The sequence below is a fragment of the Streptomyces sp. SudanB182_2057 genome, from assembly GCF_964272715.1.
Taxonomy (GTDB): domain Bacteria; phylum Actinomycetota; class Actinomycetes; order Streptomycetales; family Streptomycetaceae; genus Streptomyces; species Streptomyces rubradiris.
The window spans coordinates 970,837-990,358 of sequence record NZ_OZ186798.1; the positions used below are offsets into that span (position 1 = coordinate 970,837).

Genomic DNA, 19,522 nt, shown 5'->3' on the forward strand with positions numbered 1-19,522 from the left:
CGAGTGGTGCCACCTGATCACTGAGAGTGTGTGCGCTTGGGAGCGGCGACGATGAGCCGGGTCTATCCGTTCGACGACGCGGGCACGGCACGGGCTGTCATCGGCGACGACGGCACGCTGGTGGAGTGGAACGAGGGAGCCGTCCGCCTGCTCGGCCACCCGGCGGACGCCGTCCTGGGCCGCCCCGCCGCGAAGCTGCTGGCCGGCGGCGCCCCCGCCCCGGCCGCGCCCCCCGGCCCGCGCTGGGAGGGCACGCTCGGCCTGCGCCACCGTGACGGCCGTACCGTCTCCGTGTGGCTGCTCGCCCACCACCGCCCGCCGCACGACGGCGGGCCGGGCGACTGGCTCGTGGTCACCCCGCTGGCCGGCACCGAGCCCCCCGCCGCCGACGACCCGCTCGCCGAGGCGGGCCTGATCCAGTCGCCCTGCGCGATCGCCGTGTACGACGACCGGCTGCGGCTGCGCCGGATGAACGAGGCGATGGCCGCCGTCGTCGGGCTGCCCGAGGAGCGGGTACGGGGGCTGCGGATCGCGGAGATCGGCGGCAAGCCGCAGAGCGAGGAGCTGGAACGGGACCTGTTCAGGGTGCTGACCTCGGGCCGGCCGCTGGACGTGCAGACCTTCCTGCGCACCGGCGGCGAGGACCGGGCGCACGCCTGGCTGGCCCGGATGGCACCGGTGCGGGACCGGGCGGGCCGGGTGCGGGGCGTGTCCATGGCCGCGCACGACATCACCGACAACCACCGCGCCCGGCAGCGGCTCCAGCTGGTCAACGAGGCCAGCGTGCGCATCGGGACCACGCTGGACGTCACCCGTACCGCCCAGGAGCTGGCGGACGTGTGCGTGCCCGCGCTCGCCGACTTCGTCACCATCGACCTGCTCGATCCGCAGGACGGCGGCGCCGAGGCCCCGGCCCGCATCACCACGCCGGTGCGGCTGCGCCGGATCGCCCAGCGGTCGGTGCTGCCCGGCGTACCGGAGACGGGCATCGGCCCGGGGCAGACGGAGCAGTACCCGGAGGCATCCCCACAGGCCGACGCGCTGACCACGGGCCGTACCGTCGCCGTCCCGGCGGCGGCCCCCGGCGCCGCGGGCCGGGGGCCGGCCCGGCACGGCGCGGGCGGCACGCCGGTGCGCGAGTTCGGCGTCCACTGCGCGATGTCGGTGCCGATCCAGGCGCGCGGGCTGACCCTCGGGGTCGCGGTGCTGTGCCGGCACCGGCGCCCGGAGGCGTTCACCCCGGACGACGTGCTGCTGGCCGAGGAGATCACCGCGCGGGCCGCCGTCTGCATCGACAACGCCCGCCGTTACTCGCGCGAACGGGAGACGGCGCTCGCGCTCCAGCGCAGCCTGCTGCCCCGCTCGCTGCCGCGCACGGCCGCGCTGGAGGCCTGCTCCCGGTATCTGCCGGCCGCGCGCGCCGGGGTGGGCGGGGACTGGTTCGACGTGATCCCGCTGTCCGGGATGCGGGTCGCGATGGTCGTCGGGGACGTGGTCGGGCACGGCATCCGGGCCTCGGCCACCATGGGCCGGCTGCGCACCGCCGTGCGCACCCTGGCGGACATCGACCTGGCCCCGGACGAGCTGCTCACCCACCTGGACGACCTGGTGCTGCGGCTCTCGGACGAGTCCGGGACGGCGAGCGCCGGTGAGGCGGGCAGCCCCGGCGAGCTCGGCGCCACCTGTCTGTACGCGGTCTACGACCCGGTGTCCCGGCGCTGCGCCCTGGCCCGCGCCGGGCACCCGCCGCCCGTGGTGCTGGAGCCGGGCGGCGCGCCCCGCGCACTGGACCTGCCCGCCGGTCCCCCGCTGGGCCTGGGCGGGCTGCCGTTCGAGTCCGCCGAGGTGGAGCTGCCCGAGGGCACGGTCCTCGCGCTGTACACGGACGGGCTCGTGTGGTCCCGGGAGCGGGACCCGGAGACCAGCCGGGAGATGCTCCACGCGGCGCTCGGGGCGTACGCCGGCTCCCTCGACGAGACCTGCGACCGGGTCCTGCACACCCTGCTCCCCTACGGCGGCGCGCCCGACGACGTGGCCCTGCTGCTCGCCCGTACCCGGGGCCTGCCCGCCTCGCAGGTGGCGACCTGGGACATCCCCGCCGACCCGGCGCTGGTCGCGCCGATCCGGAAGCAGGTCGTGGAGCAGCTGTCCGACTGGGCGCTGAGCGAGGCGACGTTCACGACCGAGCTGGTGGTCAGCGAGCTGGTCACCAACGCCATCCGGTACGGCTCCCACCCCATCCGGCTCCGGCTGATCCACGACGCGAACACGCTGACCTGCGAGGTCTCCGACGCCAGCCACACGGCCCCGCATCTGCGCCGGGCCAAGGTGTTCGACGAGGGCGGCCGGGGCCTGCTGCTGGTCGCCCAGCTCACCCAGCGCTGGGGCAGTCGGCACACGGCGGAGGGCAAGACGATCTGGGCCGAACTACCGCTGTTCGAGCAGGACCGGTAGGGCCCGGTCCCGGCCCCGGCGGGCGGTGCCGCCCGGCCGCAGGTGTACGTGCGGATACGTCAACGGGGTGACGGCGACGCCGCCGACGGCGTACCGCGTTCGCTGCGGGTGGCCTGAACGGCGCCTGGCGAGGGGCGAATCGGGGAAAAGAACCCGCGTGCCCCGAACTTTTCCGGCGGTCCGCGCATCGGACGGGGAGAAACGGCGCACCCGGCGCCCCAGGCACGCACCCCGGTCGCGTGCCACGACCCTTCAGGAGTGTTGAGCGACATGGTGCACACCCCCCGGTCCGCGCGGCGCGGGGCCCTGCTCGTGAGCACGGCCGCCGTGCTGGGCCTGCTGGCCGGCTGCGGCAACGGCAGCGGCAGCGGCAGCGGCGAGGACGTCCGCAGCGATCCGCCGGCCAGTTCCGCCGGTACGGCCGCCCCCGCGCGGGAGACCCCGAGCCCTTCGGCGTCCGCCCCGGCCGCCTCCTCCGCCCCCGCCCGCACCGCCTCGCCGGCCCCGCCGAGGACGACGGCGCCCTCGGGCGGCACGACGGCCGCGCCCGCGGGCGGCTCCCGCTGCCACACCTCCGAGTTGCGGGCCTCGGTGGGCCGCAACGACCCGGGCGCCGGCCAGGAGAACTTCCCGCTGGTGCTCACCAACGCCTCCGGCCGCACCTGCACCCTGCGCGGCTATCCGGGCGCGGCCTTCGTCAACGCCTCCGGTGGTCAGCTGGGCGCCGATCCCAGGCGGACCCCGGGCACCCCGGTCACCGTCACGGTCCGGCCGGGGCAGAGCGCCTGGGCCGGGCTGACCTTCTCCAACCCGCAGGTCAGCGGGGCGCGGTCGGCCACGCCGGCCGGGCTGCTGGTCACCCCGCCGGACGAGCGGGACGCGCTGCGGGTGGCCTGGTCCGGCGGCCCGGTCCCGGTCTCCGGCACCGCCGCGTCCGTCCGGCTGACAGTGCTGAGCCCGGGCACGGGCCCCTGACCGCACCCCCGGCCGAGCCCCTGACCGGCCCTTCGGCCTCCGGTCTGTTTTCATGGGCGGGCAACCCCGTGATCATTTCCGGAAGGAACCGCCCTGAACACCCCGCTCGCCGCGGCCCTGTCCGCCGCTTTGCTGGTCGCCGTGCTGGCCTGGGCCGTCGTACGGCCCTTCGGGTGGCCGGAGGCGGTCATGGCCGTACCCGCCGCCGGGGTCGCGGTGGCCACCGGCGCCCTCTCCCTCGACCACGCCCGGGCCGAGGCCGAACGGCTCGGCCCGGTGGTCGGATTCCTGGCGGCGGTGCTGGTCATCGCCCACTTCTGCGACGTGGAAGGGCTGTTCCAGGCGTGCGGGGCCTGGATGGCCCGATGGGCGGCCGGCCGTCCGGTGCGGCTGCTGTCCGCCGTGTTCGCGCTGGCGTCGGCGATCACCGCCGTACTCAGCCTGGACGCGACGATCGTGCTGCTCACCCCGGTGGTGTTCGCCACGGCCGCGCGCACCGGCGTACGGCCCAAACCGCATGTGTACGCCTGCACGCACCTGTCGAACACCGCCTCGCTGCTGCTGCCGGTGTCCAATCTGACGAACCTGCTGGCGTTCGCGGCGAGCGGGCTGAGCTTCACCCGGTTCGCGGCGCTGATGGCCCTGCCGTGGCTCGCCGCGATCGGCGTCGAGTACCTGGTGTTCCGGCGGTACTTCGCCCGCGACCTCGCCGCGGCGGCCCCGGCGGACCGGGCCGCCGGCACCCCGCCGCGACTGCCGCTGTTCGCGCTGGTGACCGTGGCCTGCACGCTGGCCGGGTTCGTGGTGGCGTCGCTGTTCGGCGTCGAGCCGGCCTGGGTGGCGGCCGGGGGCGCGCTGGTGCTGGCCGGGCGGGCGCTGGCGCGGCGCCGGGCGACCCCGCTGACGGTCGTGCGGGCGGCGTCCCCGGCCTTCCTGGCGTTCGTCCTGGCACTGGGCGTCGTGGTGCGGGCGGTGGTCGACAACGGGCTCGCGGACGTGCTGGGGCATGTCGTGCCGGACGGCACCGGGCTCGTCGCGCTGCTGGCCACCGCCGGGCTGGCCGCGCTGCTGGCCAACCTGATCAACAACCTGCCCGCGGTGCTGGTCCTGCTGCCGCTGGCGGCCCCGGCCGGCCCGGGGGCGGTGCTCGCGGTGCTGCTCGGGGTGAACATCGGCCCGAACCTCACCTACGCCGGTTCGCTGGCCACGCTGCTGTGGCGGCGGATCGTGCACCAGCACGAGCACGACGTGAACCTCGGGGAGTTCACCCGGCTCGGCCTGCTCGCCGTGCCGTCGTCCCTCGCGGTCGCGGTGGTGGCACTGTGGGGATCGTTGCTGGTTCTGTAAGCGGTGGGCGTGTTTCGCCCTCGTGGCGCACACGACGGCGGGAGGTTCGGCGGATGCGGGTGATCGCCTGGCTGGTGGAGGGCACCTGGCCGGCCTGTGTGGACGCGGTGCGCGCGCACGCGCCGCGGTCCGCCGAGGTGGTGCTGCTCCATGTGAGCGGGCCCGAGGTGCCCGCGGTGGCGCACGGGGCCTTCGACGGGCTGCTCGGGCGCGCACACCGGACGGGGCACCGCCCGGCCGAGGGCTGGGAGCGCGATCCGGGGGACCGGCTGGAGGCGCTCGGCGGCACCTCGGCGGCCGCGCTGCTGGACGCGGCGGCCCGGCGGCTGGACCGGCCCTGTGCGCGCGAGGAGCGGTCGGGCCGGGCCGAGCGGGAGGTGGTGGCCGCCGCCGAGGGGGCGGGGCTGCTGGTGCTGGCGCGGGACGGGGACCGGTCCCGGCTCGGGCCGAAGAGCCTCGGCCCCGCCGTCCGGTTCGCCGTCGACCACGCGCCCTGCCCGGTCCTGCTGGTGTGGCCGGAACCGGCCCCCGGCCTGGCCACGATCCCGCCACCGCCACCGCACCACCAGCCGTGACCCCGCGGCCCGATATGAACGTCCGTCACGGGAGGACGAGTTCATATCGGGCAGCCGCCCGAACGGTCGGTGCCGCGCGGTCACTCCGCCCGGAACTCGCGCCACGGTGCCGGTCAGGGCCGTCGCGCCCGCCGGCCCGGCCCCGCGCGGCGGTCAGTGGCCGCTGACCGCGCGCGGGGTGTACGGCCGCTGGAGCTCCTCGATCTCCTCGGCGGTCAGCTCCAGTTCGACCGCGGCCACCGCGTCCTCGAGGTGGCGCGGCTTGGCGGCACCGACGATCGGAGCCGTCACGGTGTCCTGGTGCAGCAGCCAGGCGAGGGCCACCTGGGCGCGCGGCACGCCCCGGTCGGCCGCGATCCGGGTGACCGCCTCGACGATCGCGCGGTCACTCTCCAGGTACAGCCGGCTGCCGAAGTCGTCGGTGGCGCTGCGCCCGGTGACGGTGCCCCAGTCGCGGGTGAGCCGGCCCCGGGCGAGCGGGCTCCACGGCAGCACGCCGACGCCCTGGTCCGCGCACAGGGGCAGCATCTCCCGCTCCTCCTCGCGGTAGAGCAGGTTGTAGTGGTTCTGCATGGAGACGAACTTGGTCCAGCCGTGCCGCTCGGCGGTGTACTGCGCCTTGGCGAACTCCCACGCGTACATCGAACTCGCGCCGATGTAGCGGACCTTGCCCGCCTTGACCAGGTCGTGCAGCGCCTCCATCGTCTCCTCGACGGGGGTGGCGTGGTCGTAGCGGTGGATCTGGTAGAGGTCGACGTAGTCGGTGCCGAGGCGGCGCAGGCTGTGGTCGATCTCGGTCATGATGGCCTTGCGGGACAGCCCGGCGCCGTTGGGACCCGGCCGCATCCGGCCGTGCACCTTCGTGGCCAGCACGATGTCGTCACGGCGGGCGAAGTCCCGCAGGGCCTTGCCGACGATCTCCTCGCTGGTGCCGTCGGAGTAGACGTTCGCGGTGTCGAAGAAGTTCACGCCCGCCTCCAGCGCCTGCCGGATCAGCGGCCGGGACGCCTCCTCGTCGAGCGTCCATGCGTGCGTGCCGCGGTCCGGCACCCCGTACGTCATGCAACCCAGACAGATCCGCGACACGTCCAGGCCCGTCGAACCGAGCTTCACGTACTGCATCGTTACTGCTCCTGCCGTCGAGACGATGATCACCGGCGAGCCTACGACGTGGCCCGGGAAGCGACTTGACGACGGGAGCGTACGGACGATTTGATCCTGGACGTGCCGCGCCGCCCGGCGTGGGCAGGATGGAGCGGACTTGCCCCCCATGGGTGATCCCCGCGTCCGGAGGCCGCGTACGGTCCTGGGCGCCTTGGCAGTGACCCTGGTCGTCGCGGTGTCGGCGCTGGCCGGCTGCGCCTCCGGCGACGGGGACGAGGACGGGTCCGGCGAACCCGCCGCGGTGCGGCTGCCCCCGAAGGGCGCCGGCTTCGACTACCAGATCGGCGGCGCCTACCCGCCGCCCAAGGGCGTGCGCGTGGTCAGCCGCGACCGGTCCGACTCCCCCGCCCCGGGCCTGTACAACATCTGCTACGTCAACGCGTTCCAGGCCCAGCCGGCCGAGCGGTCCTCCTGGCCGGCCGATCTGCTGCTGCGCGACGGGCGCGGCGGGCTCGTCATCGACGAGGACTGGGACGAGCCGTTGCTGGACATCGGCACCCCGGCCAAGCGGGAGCGGGTCGCGAAGCGGGTGAACGGCTGGATCGACGGCTGCGCGGACAAGGGCTTCGACGCCGTCGAACCCGACAACTACGACAGCTACACCCGCTCCGACGGGCTGCTGACCACGGCCGACGCGACCGCGTTCATGGCCCTGTTGTCCCGGCACGCGCACGCCCGGCACCTGGCCATCGCGCAGAAGAACACCGCCGAACTGGCCGCGCGGCGCGAGCGGGCCGGACTGGACTTCGCGGTGACGGAGGAGTGCGGCCAGTACGACGAGTGCGGGGTGTACGCCGAGGCGTTCGACGACCGGGTGGTGGACATCGAGTACACCGACCGCGGGCTGGCGGCGGCCCGCGCCCGCTGGGGCGGCCGGCTGAGCATCGTCCGCCGGGACCGGGACGTGTCCACCCCGGCCAGCGCGGCCTACGTCCGCGCCGTGCGGTAGGGGCACCGCCACGGCGGTACGGCGGGGCCGGGGCCGCGCCGTACCGCCGTACCCGTCAGGCGGTGCGCTCCCGTACGGTGATGGCGCTGACCGGGCAGGCGCGGGCGGCCTCCCGGACCATCGGGTCGGTGACCCCTTTCTCCTGGCCGGGCAGCAGGGTGCTGTAGCCGTCGTCGTCCTGGGTGAAGACGCCCGGTGCCGCCAGCGCGCACTGCCCGGCGCCGATACAGACGTCCTGGTCGATGTCGATGTCCATGTTCATGAGCGAAGCCTCTTACCAGGTCACGGGGAGTTCCAGCATCCCCTGGATCGTGTCGCCCGGTTTGAAGGGGATCTCCTCGGCCGGGGCGGCGAGACGCAGCCCGGGCAGCCGGGTGAACAGGGTGCCGAGGGCGATCTCCAGTTCCGCCCGGGCCAGGTTCTGGCCCAGGCACTGGTGGATGCCGAAGCCGAACGCCACGTGGTGCCGGTCGGCGCGGTGGAAGTCCAGTTCGTCGGGGCCGTCGTAGACGGCCGTGTCCCGGTTGATGACCGAGGTGGAGAAGAGGACGCCGTCACCGGCCCGGATGGTGGTCCCGTCGATCTCGATGTCCTCCAGCGCCACCCGTTGCAGCCCCTCGGCGATGGACAGCATCCGCAGCAGTTCCTCGACGACGGCGGGCAGCACCGCGGGGTCGGCGCGCAGCTCGGCCAGCCGCTCGGGGTGCTGGAGCAGGGTGTAAGTGCCCAGGGAGATCATGTTGGCGGTCGTCTCGTGCCCGGCGACCAGCAGGATGAGGGCGAGCGACGTCAGGTCCTCCCGGTCCAGCTCGCCCGCGCGGAGCCGGTTGTGCACCAGGTCGTCCAGAATGCCGTCGCCGGGCTCGGCCTCCTTCGCCTTGGCGTCGATCAGGTCGCCGAGGTAGGCCTCCAGCCGGTCCCGGGCCTCCGTCGTCTCCGCGCCGGTCGCACCGCGCAGCAGCCGGCGGGACTGTTCCTCGAAGAACTCGTGGTCGGCGTAGGGCACGCCGAGCAGTTCGCAGATGACCATGGACGGCACGGGCAGCGCGAAGGCGGACACGAGGTCGGCGACCGGCCCCCGGGCGATCATGGCGTCGAGCAGTTCGTCGACGATCCGCTGGATCCAGGGGCGTTGCGCGGTGGCACGTTTGACGGTGAACGACGGGATCAGCATCCGGCGCTGCTGGTGGTGCTCGGGGTCGTCCAGGCCGAGCAGGGCCAGCTTGCGGTCGCGGCCCGCCTCGAAGCGGGGGGTGGGCACCGGGAAGCCGTCGCGGCGGCGGTCGGTGGACAGCCGGGGGTCGGCGAGCAGGGCGCGGGCGGTGGCCTGCGCGGTGACGAGCCAGACCTCGCGGCCGTCGTAGAGGGTGACGCGGGACAGGGGTCGCCCGTCGCGCAGCGGGTCGTATCCGGTGGGCGGGTGGTAGGGACAGGTGCGGTCCTGGGGGAATGCGACGGGTTCGGCCTGGGCAGCCGGGCCGGTGATGTCCGTCAGTTCCGTCATGGAAAGACCTCGCAGACGAATGAGTGCGTCGTGCCGATCTTCATTAGATGCCCCAGGCATCTATGGGTCGACGGGAAGTTCGGCCACTTCGGCGGCCTTCGTCATCTGGCCGAAGTACCCCGGACCAGGGGGCGAGAACCGGCCACCGGACCGGCCGGACCTGCGCGTCTCCCGGCGACGCGACCGGCGGACATGGGCAACCGCCCCGCGCGGTACGGATGTTTCCGGCGGCCACGGTTGTTGAGGGCCGTGGCGGATGACCGCCGGACGCAGGAAAGGAATCGGATCCCATGCCTCTTGAGGGCGAGTACGAACCCAGCCCGGAACGGTGGGTGCGCGAGCAGGTCGAGTTGTACGAGAGTTCGGGCGGCACGAAGGGGACGACGCTGCGGGACACCGGGTTGCCGGTGATCGTGCTGACCACCCGGGGCGCGAAGAGCGGGAAGATCCGCAAGACGCCGCTGATGCGGGTGGAGCACGACGGCCGGTACGCGGTGGTCGCCTCCGTCGGCGGTGCGCCCAAGCACCCGGTCTGGTACTTCAACGTCAAGGCCGACCCGCACGTCGAATTGCAGGACGGCCCGGTGAAGCGGGACATGCGGGCCCGTGAGATCACCGGGGCGGAGAAGGCGGACTGGTGGGAGCGGGCCGTGGCCGCGTACCCGCCCTACGCCGACTACCAGCGGAAGACCTCCCGGGAGATCCCCGTCTTCGTGCTGGAACCCCTCGACGAGGGCTCCCCCGGCGAGAGCTGATTTCCGGCCGCCGACCGCTGCGTTTCAGAAAAATCTGTTCTGGGCGCGTGTGAAGCGGCCCGGCGCCGGGCACTCGTCCGTCAGGCCCCGCCGCGTTCCCCCGTCGCGGCGGGGCTTTCCGCTGCCCCGTCCGCGGACCGGTCGGTGACGTCGAGAAAGATCTGACCGGCGTCCGGGAACGTCCGGGCGAGGGACCGCTTGATGCGGTCGGCGACCTCCTCGACGCGCTCGCTGTCCAGGCCCGGCACCAGGTCGATGCGGGCGGCGACCAGGGTGGAGTCAAGGCCCAGCTTCATGGTGAACAGCGCCTCCACGCTGTCGATCTCCGGCTGCGCCCGCAGCAGCGCCCCGATCCTGCCGCTCAGCTCCGGATCGGCGGCCTCCCCGATCAGCTGGTCCCGGGCGTCGCGGCCGAGCCGGTAGGCGACGTAGACCAGCAGCGCCCCGATGGCCAGCGAGGCGGACGCCTCCCAGACGGCCTGCCCGGTCACCATGTGCAGGGCCATGCCCACCAGGGCGAGGGTCACACCGAGGACCGCCGTGCCGTCCTCGGCGACCACCGTGCGCAGCGCGGGGTCGCGCAGCCCGCCGCCCTCCCGGCGCACCTGGTGCAGGGCCCGCAGCAGCGAGCCGGCCTCGGCGACCAGCGCCACGCCCAGCACGATCAGGCCCGCCACATAGCCGCCGAGCTTCTCCTCGGTGCCGTCGCGCAGGGCCTCGAAGCCCTGGAAGAAGGAGAAGCAGCCGCCCATGACGAAGATGCCCACGGCGGCCAGCAGGGACCAGAAGAAGCGTTCCTTGCCGTAGCCGAACGGGTGCCGGCTGTCGGCCGGACGGCGGCTGCGGCTCAGGGCGGCCAGCAGGAAGACCTCGTTGAGGCTGTCGGCGACCGAGTGCGCGGCCTCCGACAGCAGCGCGGGCGACCCGGCCAGCACCCCGCCGACCGCCTTGGCGACGGCGATCACCAGATTGGCCGCGAGCGCGACGAGGACGGTGATCCGGGTGGACCGGTCGCCCTTGGCACCGCCCGGGGAGCCGGAGCCGCGACCGGTGTCCGGGCCGACGGCGGGTTCGGGAAGGCTGCCGGAGTCGGTGTGACCGCCGGTGTCCGGGGCGCCGGTGTCGGTACGGGCGCCGGTGTCCGGGGCGCCGGGTTCGGTACCGGCGCCGGTGTCGGCGTGGCCGCCGGTGTCCGAGGCGGCGTGTCCGACGGGGCCGCCGGTTCCGTCGCGGTGGTGCGGTGGGCCGCCGCGTCCGGCGTGCGCCCGTGGCGCGCCCGGAGGGGCGCCGCGGGCCGGCCGGTGACCGTCGCTCCCGTCCGCACGCGCGGCCGTCTCCCGGTTCGAGGATGTTCCGCTCACCCCTCGCCGACTGCCCCCGACCGCGCGCCTCACACCGTGCGGTCCGCGCCAAACGGGGAACGCGTGGTCCAGGAGCAACCGGCCGGCGAGGAGGAGACATGGGCGGCGACGGAAACAGCGCCTACGGACACCGGACGTTCACCAGGTCCCGGAGCCACTTCGACGACCGGATCACCGCCGACGGCCGGGACGGCTGGCCGGTACGGGCCGGCCGCTACCGGCTGGTGGTCTCCCGTGCCTGTCCGTGGGCGAGCCGCGCGGTGATCTCACGCCGGCTGCTGGGGCTGGAGGACGCGCTGTCGCTGGCGGTCGCCGATCCGGTCCAGGACGACCGCAGCTGGCGGTTCACCCTCGACCCGGACGGCCGGGACCCGGTGCTCGGCATCCGGTTCCTGAGCGAGGCGTACGACCGGCGGGAGACCGGCTGTCCGGGTGGCGTCAGCGTGCCCGCGATCGTGGACGTACCCAGCGGGCGGCTGGTCACCAACGACTACCAGCGCATCACCCTGGACCTGGCCACCGAGTGGACCGCCCTGCACCGCCCCGGCGCGCCGGACCTGTACCCGGCCGCCCGGCGCGCGGAGATCGACGAGGTGATGGCCGAGGTGTACGAGGACGTGAACAACGGGGTCTACCGGGCCGGGTTCGCCACCCGGCAGCGGGAGTACGAGGAGGCGTGCGCGGCCGTCTTCCGGCGGCTGGAGGCGCTCGGCGAACGACTGGCCGGGCAGCGTTATCTGGTCGGTGACACCCTCACGGAAGCGGACATCCGGCTGTTCACCACCCTCGTCCGGTTCGACGCCGTCTACCACGGCCACTTCAAGTGCAACCGCTGGAAGCTGGCGGAGCACCCGGTGCTGTGGGCGTACGCCCGTGACCTGTTCCAGACGCCGGGTTTCGGGGACACGGTCGACTTCGACCACATCAAGCGGCACTACTACCAGGTGCACACCGGCATCAACCCCACCGGGATCGTGCCGCTCGGCCCGGATCTCGGCGGCTGGCTGACCGAGCACCACCGCGAGGAGCTGGGCGGCCGGCCGTTCGGTGACGGAACGCCGCCGGGGCCGGTGCCGCCGGGCGAACGGGTGGCCCCCCGGGGACAGCCCGCATGAGGGCCGCCCGACGAGGAAGGAGTGACACATGGCCAAGAAGGACAAGCACAAGAAGAAGCTTCCGCTCGTCTACCAGCCGTTCGGCTTCGCGCTCAGCTGGGCGGGCGGCGCGGTGGCCGGGATGGCGTTCCGCAAGGCATGGAAGGTGCTCCGGCACGAGGACGACGCGCCCGACGCCCTGGACCCGGACCGCGGCTGGGGCGAGATCCTGCTGGCGGCGGCGGTCCAGGGGGCGATCTTCGCGGTGGTACGCAGCGCCGTGGACCGCACCGGCGCGAAGGCCATCGCCCGCTCGACGGGCGTGTGGCCGACGACGGACAAGGGCGGCCGGGACTGACCGGCACCGACAGGCGGCGGCCGGGACCGACCGGCGCAGGCGTGAGACGGCCGAGGCTGACCGGCGCCCCGGCATGAGACGGCAGGGGCCGGTCGCCGTCGGCATGGGGCGGCCGGGGCCGACGGCGCCCGGCCGCCGCGCCCGGGTTCAGCCCGCGGCCAGCCACCGCCCGTCGCGCATCAGCTCGCGGCCGTGCGGTCCGTCCTCCTCCCGCCGGGCCTGGACCCGCCGCGGGACGACCCGGAAGTACAGATAACGGTCGGCCAGCAGACGCGGGTCGAAGCCGGTCTTGCCGGCGAACACCTCGGCGTCCTCCTCGGGGAGGTCCTCCGGGGTCACCGCCTGGGCGATGCCCTCGATCAGGACGACGTCCCGGGCGGATCCGACACCGAGCCGGGCCCTGCCGGTGGCCGCGAGGCCGCGGCCGGCGGGGCTGTCGGCCGCGGTGGCGATCAGCAGCGAGGTGCCGTCCCACACGAAGGACAGCGGCACGAGATGGGGCGCCGCACCGTCGGGAGCGGCGGTGGCGACCCACGCGTCCACATCGTTCTCCAGCCGGTGGAGGACGTCCTTCGTGCACTGCTCGTCGGAACGGGCGGGGGGCGGAGTCATGGCGTACGGCCTCCTCTTCTCACCGGTCGTCCCGTCCAGTGTGGTCATGAGCGCGGGCCGCCCGCACGGCGTCGGTCCGGGCGGTCCCCCGCGACACGCCGCGAAGTCGCAGACATATGTCAATCGAACATGCTCAAATTCCTTCCGGTAACGGTAACTTGACGGTCGGCAAGCGACGTCGGTGTGCGGGTGGGAGGTGGTGCCGAGGTGCGACCCGAACCTGTGCCCCTCACCCGGCAGCTCGGCGTGTACGCCTACCGCGGGCACACGGTGCTGGAGTTCCGGGGCGAGATCGACCTCGTCGCCGCGGAGGAGATCGGCCCGTTCCTCGACCGGGTCACCGGCCGGGCCGGTGTGCGGGCCGTGCTCGATCTGCGGCCGGTGGAGTTCTTCGACTGCTCGGGGCTGCGGCTGCTGTACCGGGCGCGGTCCCGGGTGCTGGAGCGCGGCGGGCAGCTGCACCTGGTGTGCACGCACCCGCTGACGCTGCGGGTCATCCGGGTCACCGGTCTGGCCCGGCTGCTGCCGCCGCAGCCGGGCCTGGACGCCGCGCTGGACGGCCCGGCCGGATCGCCCCCGGCCGGGTCGCCGTGAGCCGGGGCGCGGGGCACGGCGCGTCCCCGGCGGACGGGCCCGCGGGCGCTCAGGGCCCCAGGACTCCCGGCAGGGCCAGCGCCCCCAGCACGGTGGTGCCCACCAGCAGCCAGGCCACGTAGTCGCCGACGTGCCCGGACTGCAGGCGCCTGGCGGGCGCGGCCCAGCCGGGCGCGGCGGTCCAGTCCGGGCGGGTGACGGCGAGGCCGGCCAGCGCCACGGCCAGCACGGTGGAGGCCACGCCCAGCAGCACGCCGTGCGCGGTCCAGTGCGCGGCGGCGTGCGCGCCGCCCGGGCCGGCCCGGCCGACGGAGCGGGCCACCAGCGTGCCGAAGCCGGGGACCGCGCCCACCGCGAGGGCGGCGGCGAGCAGCACGGCGGGCACGGTCGTCATGGTGTCCGGGATCCGGCTCAGCAGGCCGGTGGTCTCGGGTTCCTCGTCCGAGCCGCTGGTCTCGTACTCCGCGTCCCGGGGGCGCGGCCCGAGGCCGAGGAAGACCCGGGCGGTGACCCGCAGCACCGCGCCCGCGGTGATCGCGGAGGCGGCCACGTACACCACCGTGAGCGGGCCGCCGACCGCCTCCTCGGTGACCGCCTTGCCGAGCGCGGTGCCGAACGGCGGCAGCCCGGCCAGGCCCAGGGCGCCGACGGCGCACATCACTCCGGTCGCGCGCAGCGGCCGGCCCCGGCCGTGCAGGGAGTGTTCGTCGACGCTGCCGAACCGGTCCAGCAGGGCGCCCGCGCAGGCGAACAGCGCGGCCTTCACCCCGGCGTGCCCGAGGAGGTACAGGGCGACGCCGCCGTCCGCCTCGGGGGTGAGCACGCCGAGGCCGACGAGGAACAGTCCGGTGTGGGCGACGGTGGAGTAGGCGAGGAGCCGTTTGATGTGCCGCTGGTACCAGCACATGACGGCGCCGGTCACGGCGGTGAGGGCGCCGAGGGTCACCAGCGCCCGGGTCAGGTCGGCGGCGGGGATGCCGCCGGGTCCGGCGAAGACAGTGCCGTACACCCGCCACACGCCGTAGGCGCCGAGTTCGACCATGACACCGGACAGCAGCATGCAGACCGGGGTGGGGGCGACGGCGTGCGCGTCGGGCAGCCAGAAGTGGAAGGGCACGGCCGCCGCCTTGACCAGCAGTCCGGTGAGCACCAGCACGAAGGAGGCCAGGACCAGTGCGTCCGGTCCGCCGGGCCCGGCCGCGTCGAGGCCGTGGCCGATCCTCGCCATGGCCAGCTCGCCGGTACGGGCGTACAGCAGGGCGATGCCCATCAACAAGGCGTACGCGCCGAGGGAGTTGACGATGCCGAAGGTGAGGGCGCCCTGGACGGCCTTGGCCTCGTCGATGCGGTAGCCGGTCAGGGCGTACGCCACCACGCTCATCAGCTCGAAGAACACGAAGGCGTTGAACAGGTCGCCGGCGAGGGCGAATCCGCACATGGCGCCCTGGAAGACCAGCATCAGCGCGGTGAACGCGCCGGTGAGGCCGTGCGGGGGCGCGTCGAAGTAGCGCCAGGAGTAGGCGAGCGCGGAGAGGGTGAGCAGCGAGGCCAGCGTGGCCATGCCGAGGGCCGGGCCGTCCCCGACGACGAGGATGCCGACGCTCTCCCGGCCGGCGGGCGGCCAGGCGCCGACCCATTCGGTCATCGGCGGGGCGGAGTTCAGCAGCAGGACGAGGGCGAGGGCGGCGGTGCCTCCGGAGACCACGAACCCGGTGATCTCGACGGCGATCCGGGGCAGCCGGCGGCCGGTGGCCGCCAGCAGGGCGGCGCCGAGCAGCGGGAGGGCCACGAGCAGCGGGAGCAGATGGCGCATCAGCCGCGCAGCTCCCGCAGTTCGTCGGGGTCGACCGTGCCGTGCCGCTTGGCGATCTGCAGCACGAGGGCGAGCAGCAGCGCGGTGACGGTGGCGCCCACGACGATGTCGGTGAGGGTGAGGGCCTGCACCACCGGGTCGACCACCGGGCGGGAGCCGGGCCGGACGTCGGAGAAGACGGGGGCGGTGCCGCCGTCGCGGTAGCCGACCGCGAGCAGCAGGACGTAGGTGGCGGACTGGCACACCGCGAGACAGCCCACGGCGTGGATGAGGTCGCGGCTGGTGGCCAGGCCGTAGCAGCCGGTCAGGAAGAGGTGTACGGCCACCAGGTACGGCAGGACGTGCATCACGGTGTGCGCCTTTCGGGTTCGTCCGCGGTGTTCAACTGCCGTGCTCCTCCTCGATCTCGACGGCCTGGTCCAGGAAGTGGGCGAGCAGCACGACGGCCGCGCTCGCCACCTCCATGCCGATGGCCGCGTTCAGCAGCGGGACGGTGCCGCCGGAGGACAGCGTGCCGAACGTGCCGTACGGCAGCAGCGTGTTGGCCAGGAAGGCGGTGCCGGCCAGGATCGGGGCGAGGCCCAGGACGAGGTAGGCGCCGACGGCGAGCGCGTCGGTGGTCTGGTAGACGCCGAGCGGGCGGACGCGTTCCAGTGCGCCGTAGTCGGCGCCGAGGTAGAGCAGGTGCAGGGCGGTCGCGGCGACGACCCCGCCCTGGAAGCCGCCGCCGGGGCTGAGCTGGCCGTGGGCGATGACGTAGAGGCCGGTGACCAGGGCGACGGGGAGCACGAGCAGGGCGTAGCGGCGGACCGGGCGGGCCACCTCGGCGGGTTCGGGCGGGGCGCGGCGCTCGTCGCGGGCCTGGCGCAGCAGCACCACGCAGCCGAGGACGGCGGCGAACAGGATGCTCATCTCGCCGAGGGTGTCGTAGGCGCGCTGGTCGAAGTTGACGGAGGCCACGGTGTTGGCGGTGTGCCGCAGGAGGGAGGCGTGGACGGCCCGGTCGCCGTACGGGTGGCGGTCGCCGCCGAAGTCGGGCAGTTCGAGGCAGGCGGCGACGAGCAGGACGCCGAGTCCGGCGCCGCCGACGGCCAGCAACCACAGCCGCAGCCGGTTCACTTGGGCCCCTCCTTCGCGCCCCGCCGCCGGTTCACTTCGGCTCCTTCCTCGCGCGGCCCCGCCGTCTGACCTTGCGGACCGACAGCATGATCAGCAGCGGGGTGAGGGCCGAGCCGACGGCGAGCTGGGACAGGCCGACGTCCGGCGCCTGGAGCACGGTGAACAGCGCGGCCAGCAGCACGCCCATGAAGGACAGCACCAGCGCCTGGCGGGCGGGGTCGCGCTGGGCCACGGCCGCGGTGGCGGAGGCGGCGACGAGCAGCAGGGCGACGACGATCAGCGCGTCAGCCACCCCGCACCCCCCGGAATCCGCCGGCCAGCGCCCGGGAGGCGATGATGTTGCCGCCGATCAACAAGGCGCCGGTCAGCAGCAGTTTGGCCAGGGCGCGGCCGGGGCCGGCGGCCACACACAGCGCGATCACGACGACCGCGCCGGCTCCCGCCGCCGTCCAGGTCAGCCCCCAGGCGCCCGGGCACCCTTCGGACAGGTCGTCGGAGAGCAGCCGGGCGAAGACCAGCGTGCCGACCGGGCCGAGCAGGGAGAGCAGCAGGGCGAGGTCGACGTAGGAGGGGCGGCCGTAGCCCTGGGCGAGGAGCAGCAGGGCCGGGCAGACGGCGGAGGTGGTCATGTTCTGGGCGATCACCCGGCGGGCCGGCGGGCCGGTGGTCACGCCCCACAGCGCGGCGGCCCCGCCCGCCCCGAGCAGGACGGCCGCCGCGAGGTTCCAGCCGTTCACCGCCAGGTCACCGCCCGCCGGCCGGCCCGGGCCAGCACCGCGCCCACGGCGGCGCAGCTCGCCCCGACGATCCGCTCCAGGGTGTCGACGGTCGTGATCAGCACCAGCCACAGCAGTGCCAGCGCCGCCCACCAGGCCAGGAGTTCGCCGGCGGCCAGGAGGACCGCGCGCGGGGCCGTACGGCGGTTCATGCGGCACCCCCTCGGTGCGTCGCGCAGGGATTCGCGGCGATGTGCCCGGAATGCCGCTGGGGGCATCCAAGCATCGCGGGACCCGCGCGGGAGCGACGGCGCGCGGGTCCGCACCCGGAGTGCCCCGGAGGCGTGAACGGAAACCCGGACGGCCCCGACCGGGCAACCGGCGCGCCCGACCGGGGAGTTGCCGCCGGGACAGCCGGGAGGCCGGAAGGGCCCGACGCTGACACCTGGTCCGTACCAGAGTATTGACGGCCCCTTATCTCACCCCTTAAATCAAGACACGCATCCCCACGGGATCCCCCACGACCGCCCCCACGAGAAACGGAGAGCCATGGCCTCCCCACGCCTGCTCCGCAGATGTCTCCTCGCCGCGCTGTCCGCGGCACTGATCGGTTCCGCCGCCGTCGGTCCGGCGCGCGCCGAGAGCGCCGCCCCGGCGGCAGCGGCCGTCACCACCTTCTCCGACACCTTCGACGGGCCCGCGGGCGCGGCCGTCGACGGCTCCAAGTGGACGCTGGAGACCGGCGACAACGTCAACAACCACGAGCGGCAGTACTACACCTCGGGCACGAAGAACGCGGCGCTGGACGGCCAGGGCCATCTGGTGATCACGGCCCGCAAGGAGAACCCGGCCGGCTACCAGTGCTGGTACGGCAGTTGCCAGTACACCTCCGCCCGGCTGAACACCGCGGGCAAGTTGACCGCCCAGTACGGGCATGTCGAGGCCCGCATGAAGATCCCGCGCGGGCAGGGCATGTGGCCGGCGTTCTGGATGCTCGGCACCCCGGTCAACTGGCCGGACTCGGGCGAGATCGACGTGATGGAGAACGTCGGCTTCGAACCGTCGACCGTGCACGGCACCCTCCACGGCCCCGGCTACTCCGGCTCGGGCGGCATAGGCGCGGGCTACACCCTCCCGAACGGCCAGGCCTTCGCGGACGCCTTCCACACCTTCGCCGTCGACTGGGCGCCCGACTCGATCACCTGGTCGGTGGACGGGAACGTCTACCAGCGCCGCACGCCCGCCGATCTGGGCGGCCGGACCTGGGTGTTCAACAAGCCGTTCTTCCTGATCCTGAACCTCGCGGTCGGCGGCTACTGGCCCGGCGACCCGGACGGCTCCACCCAGTTCCCGCAGACGCTGCTGGTGGACTCGGTGTCGGTGACGACGAGCGACAGCGCCGCCGGGGTGCCGATCCGGGGCCTGGCGGGCAAGTGCGTGGACGTGGCCGGCGCGAACCCCGCGAACGGCACCCCGGTCCAGCTCTACGACTGCAACGGCACGAACGCGCAGGCGTGGACCGTCGGCTCGGACGGGACGCTGCGGGCGCTCGGCAAGTGCCTGGACGTCAGCGGCGGCGGCACCGCCGACGGCACACCCGTCCAGCTGTGGGACTGCAACGGCAGCCCCGCCCAGAAGTGGGCCCTCCCGGCGGCCCGCGACATCGTCAACCCGCAGGCGAACAAGTGCCTCGATGTCACCGGGAACAACTCGGCCAACGGCACGCGGCTGCAGATCTGGACCTGCACCGGCGGCGCCAACCAGAAGTGGACGGTCGGCTGAACGGTCCGCTCAGCGCGGCCGCCAGGTGTACTTGTCCCCGCCCACGAACCGGATCACGTCCGGATCGTCGAGATCATGAATGGTGATGCCGTGGGAGGCCGCCGCCTCCAGGACGTCGGTGACGTTCCTGGTCTCACCGACCACCCGACCGTCGATCTCCATGATCCGGAACGGCGGCTCACCCGGCTTGCCCGGGCACACGCCGAGGACCAGGATCCGCGGGTGGGAGATGTGGGGAGCTGCTTGTTCGGTCATGGCATAGAGCCTAGAACGCTCGGCCGACCGACGGGCGGTCCACGGCGGCCGGCCACTCGCCCGTGACCGGCCGCCCGCGGCTGCGGCCGGGACGA

22 protein-coding genes are annotated in these 19,522 nt (G+C 74.2%); 10 read left to right on the forward strand and 12 right to left on the reverse strand.

Translation table 11 applies throughout. The annotated features are described in order from the left end of the window. Nucleotides 1-51 precede the first annotated feature (51 nt). From ACSURM_RS03825 to ACSURM_RS03840, 4 genes are all read left to right on the forward strand, one after another. Nucleotides 52-2,454 (forward strand): SpoIIE family protein phosphatase, encoded by a 2,403-nt coding sequence (locus tag ACSURM_RS03825; RefSeq protein ID WP_436953462.1) that lies wholly within the window; start codon nt 52-54, stop codon nt 2,452-2,454. Between the two features lie 270 nt (nt 2,455-2,724). Beyond that, on the forward strand, nt 2,725-3,429 hold the full coding sequence (locus ACSURM_RS03830; protein WP_436953464.1) for a DUF4232 domain-containing protein: 705 nt from the start codon (nt 2,725-2,727) through the stop codon (nt 3,427-3,429). Nucleotides 3,430-3,522: 93 nt separating this feature from the next. Continuing rightward, the gene (locus ACSURM_RS03835; protein ID WP_436960912.1) at nt 3,523-4,776 is read left to right on the forward strand and encodes an SLC13 family permease; all 1,254 of its coding nucleotides are present in this window, start codon (nt 3,523-3,525) and stop codon (nt 4,774-4,776) included. 53 nt (nt 4,777-4,829) lie between these two features. Beyond that, entirely contained in the window at nt 4,830-5,351 is a 522-nt protein-coding gene (locus tag ACSURM_RS03840) for a universal stress protein (protein WP_436953466.1), read from the forward strand. A 153-nt stretch (nt 5,352-5,504) separates the two neighbouring features. Here the strand turns inward: ACSURM_RS03840 and ACSURM_RS03845 are convergent, their stop codons facing one another. Beyond that, nucleotides 5,505-6,473, reverse strand: a complete 969-nt coding sequence (locus ACSURM_RS03845; RefSeq protein ID WP_436953468.1) for an aldo/keto reductase — start codon at nt 6,471-6,473, stop codon at nt 5,505-5,507. Between the two features lie 148 nt (nt 6,474-6,621). Between ACSURM_RS03845 and ACSURM_RS03850 the strand changes: the two genes are divergently transcribed. After that, nucleotides 6,622-7,464 carry an endo alpha-1,4 polygalactosaminidase gene (locus ACSURM_RS03850; RefSeq protein WP_436953470.1) on the forward strand — a complete coding sequence of 281 codons (843 nt, stop codon included), beginning with the start codon at nt 6,622-6,624 and terminating at the stop codon, nt 7,462-7,464. Between the two features lie 55 nt (nt 7,465-7,519). Here ACSURM_RS03850 and ACSURM_RS03855 read toward each other — a convergent pair whose 3' ends face one another. Then, nucleotides 7,520-7,720 (reverse strand): ferredoxin, encoded by a 201-nt coding sequence (locus tag ACSURM_RS03855; protein ID WP_359042393.1) that lies wholly within the window; start codon nt 7,718-7,720, stop codon nt 7,520-7,522. Between the two features lie 18 nt (nt 7,721-7,738). Beyond that, nucleotides 7,739-8,968, reverse strand: a complete 1,230-nt coding sequence (locus ACSURM_RS03860; RefSeq protein ID WP_436953472.1) for a cytochrome P450 — start codon at nt 8,966-8,968, stop codon at nt 7,739-7,741. A gap of 290 nt (nt 8,969-9,258) precedes the next feature. On the opposite strand from ACSURM_RS03860, the gene ACSURM_RS03865 reads away from it, so the two are divergent. Next, nucleotides 9,259-9,723 (forward strand): nitroreductase family deazaflavin-dependent oxidoreductase, encoded by a 465-nt coding sequence (locus ACSURM_RS03865; RefSeq protein WP_436953474.1) that lies wholly within the window; start codon nt 9,259-9,261, stop codon nt 9,721-9,723. An 80-nt stretch (nt 9,724-9,803) separates the two neighbouring features. Here the strand turns inward: ACSURM_RS03865 and ACSURM_RS03870 are convergent, their stop codons facing one another. Beyond that, the gene (locus tag ACSURM_RS03870) at nt 9,804-10,721 is read right to left on the reverse strand and encodes a cation diffusion facilitator family transporter (protein ID WP_436960914.1); all 918 of its coding nucleotides are present in this window, start codon (nt 10,719-10,721) and stop codon (nt 9,804-9,806) included. Nucleotides 10,722-11,182: 461 nt separating this feature from the next. On the opposite strand from ACSURM_RS03870, the gene ACSURM_RS03875 reads away from it, so the two are divergent. Together ACSURM_RS03875 and ACSURM_RS03880 are read left to right on the forward strand one after the other, a co-directional pair. After that, on the forward strand, nt 11,183-12,199 hold the full coding sequence (locus ACSURM_RS03875; protein WP_436953476.1) for a glutathione S-transferase family protein: 1,017 nt from the start codon (nt 11,183-11,185) through the stop codon (nt 12,197-12,199). A 28-nt stretch (nt 12,200-12,227) separates the two neighbouring features. Continuing rightward, nucleotides 12,228-12,536, forward strand: a complete 309-nt coding sequence (locus ACSURM_RS03880) for a DUF4235 domain-containing protein (RefSeq protein ID WP_436953478.1) — start codon at nt 12,228-12,230, stop codon at nt 12,534-12,536. Nucleotides 12,537-12,683: 147 nt separating this feature from the next. On the opposite strand, the gene ACSURM_RS03885 is transcribed toward ACSURM_RS03880, so the two are convergent. Further along, nucleotides 12,684-13,148: a pyridoxamine 5'-phosphate oxidase family protein gene (locus tag ACSURM_RS03885; protein WP_436953480.1), complete on the reverse strand. Its 465-nt coding sequence runs from the start codon at nt 13,146-13,148 to the stop codon at nt 12,684-12,686. 207 nt (nt 13,149-13,355) lie between these two features. Between ACSURM_RS03885 and ACSURM_RS03890 the strand changes: the two genes are divergently transcribed. After that, the gene (locus ACSURM_RS03890) at nt 13,356-13,742 is read left to right on the forward strand and encodes an anti-sigma factor antagonist (RefSeq protein WP_436953481.1); all 387 of its coding nucleotides are present in this window, start codon (nt 13,356-13,358) and stop codon (nt 13,740-13,742) included. Nucleotides 13,743-13,791: 49 nt separating this feature from the next. Here ACSURM_RS03890 and ACSURM_RS03895 read toward each other — a convergent pair whose 3' ends face one another. From ACSURM_RS03895 to ACSURM_RS03920, 6 genes are read right to left on the reverse strand one after another with little or no spacing between them, the layout of a single operon-like run. Further along, nucleotides 13,792-15,555 carry a complex I subunit 5 family protein gene (locus ACSURM_RS03895; RefSeq protein ID WP_436953483.1) on the reverse strand — a complete coding sequence of 588 codons (1,764 nt, stop codon included), beginning with the start codon at nt 15,553-15,555 and terminating at the stop codon, nt 13,792-13,794. Further along, nucleotides 15,555-15,902, reverse strand: coding sequence for a sodium:proton antiporter (locus ACSURM_RS03900; RefSeq protein ID WP_436960916.1), 348 nt, complete (start codon nt 15,900-15,902; stop codon nt 15,555-15,557). The genes ACSURM_RS03895 and ACSURM_RS03900 overlap by 1 nt, the downstream gene beginning before the upstream one ends. 34 nt (nt 15,903-15,936) lie before the next feature. Then, on the reverse strand, nt 15,937-16,674 hold the full coding sequence (locus tag ACSURM_RS03905) for an MnhB domain-containing protein (protein WP_436953485.1): 738 nt from the start codon (nt 16,672-16,674) through the stop codon (nt 15,937-15,939). Between the two features lie 31 nt (nt 16,675-16,705). Continuing rightward, complete coding sequence (locus ACSURM_RS03910) at nt 16,706-16,966, reverse strand: Na(+)/H(+) antiporter subunit B (RefSeq protein ID WP_289970309.1); 261 nt, start codon at nt 16,964-16,966, stop codon at nt 16,706-16,708. Further along, nucleotides 16,959-17,411, reverse strand: a complete 453-nt coding sequence (locus tag ACSURM_RS03915) for an MrpF/PhaF family protein (protein WP_436953488.1) — start codon at nt 17,409-17,411, stop codon at nt 16,959-16,961. Before ACSURM_RS03915 ends, ACSURM_RS03910 begins: the two co-directional genes overlap by 8 nt. After that, nucleotides 17,408-17,602: a hypothetical protein gene (locus ACSURM_RS03920; RefSeq protein WP_189989006.1), complete on the reverse strand. Its 195-nt coding sequence runs from the start codon at nt 17,600-17,602 to the stop codon at nt 17,408-17,410. The genes ACSURM_RS03915 and ACSURM_RS03920 overlap by 4 nt, the downstream gene beginning before the upstream one ends. Before the next feature lie 337 nt (nt 17,603-17,939). Here ACSURM_RS03920 and ACSURM_RS03925 point away from each other — a divergent pair, with 337 nt between their 5' ends. Continuing rightward, nucleotides 17,940-19,172 (forward strand): ricin-type beta-trefoil lectin domain protein, encoded by a 1,233-nt coding sequence (locus ACSURM_RS03925; RefSeq protein WP_436953490.1) that lies wholly within the window; start codon nt 17,940-17,942, stop codon nt 19,170-19,172. A 9-nt stretch (nt 19,173-19,181) separates the two neighbouring features. Here ACSURM_RS03925 and ACSURM_RS03930 read toward each other — a convergent pair whose 3' ends face one another. Next, the gene (locus ACSURM_RS03930; RefSeq protein ID WP_436953492.1) at nt 19,182-19,427 is read right to left on the reverse strand and encodes a hypothetical protein; all 246 of its coding nucleotides are present in this window, start codon (nt 19,425-19,427) and stop codon (nt 19,182-19,184) included. Nucleotides 19,428-19,522: the final 95 nt, after the last annotated feature.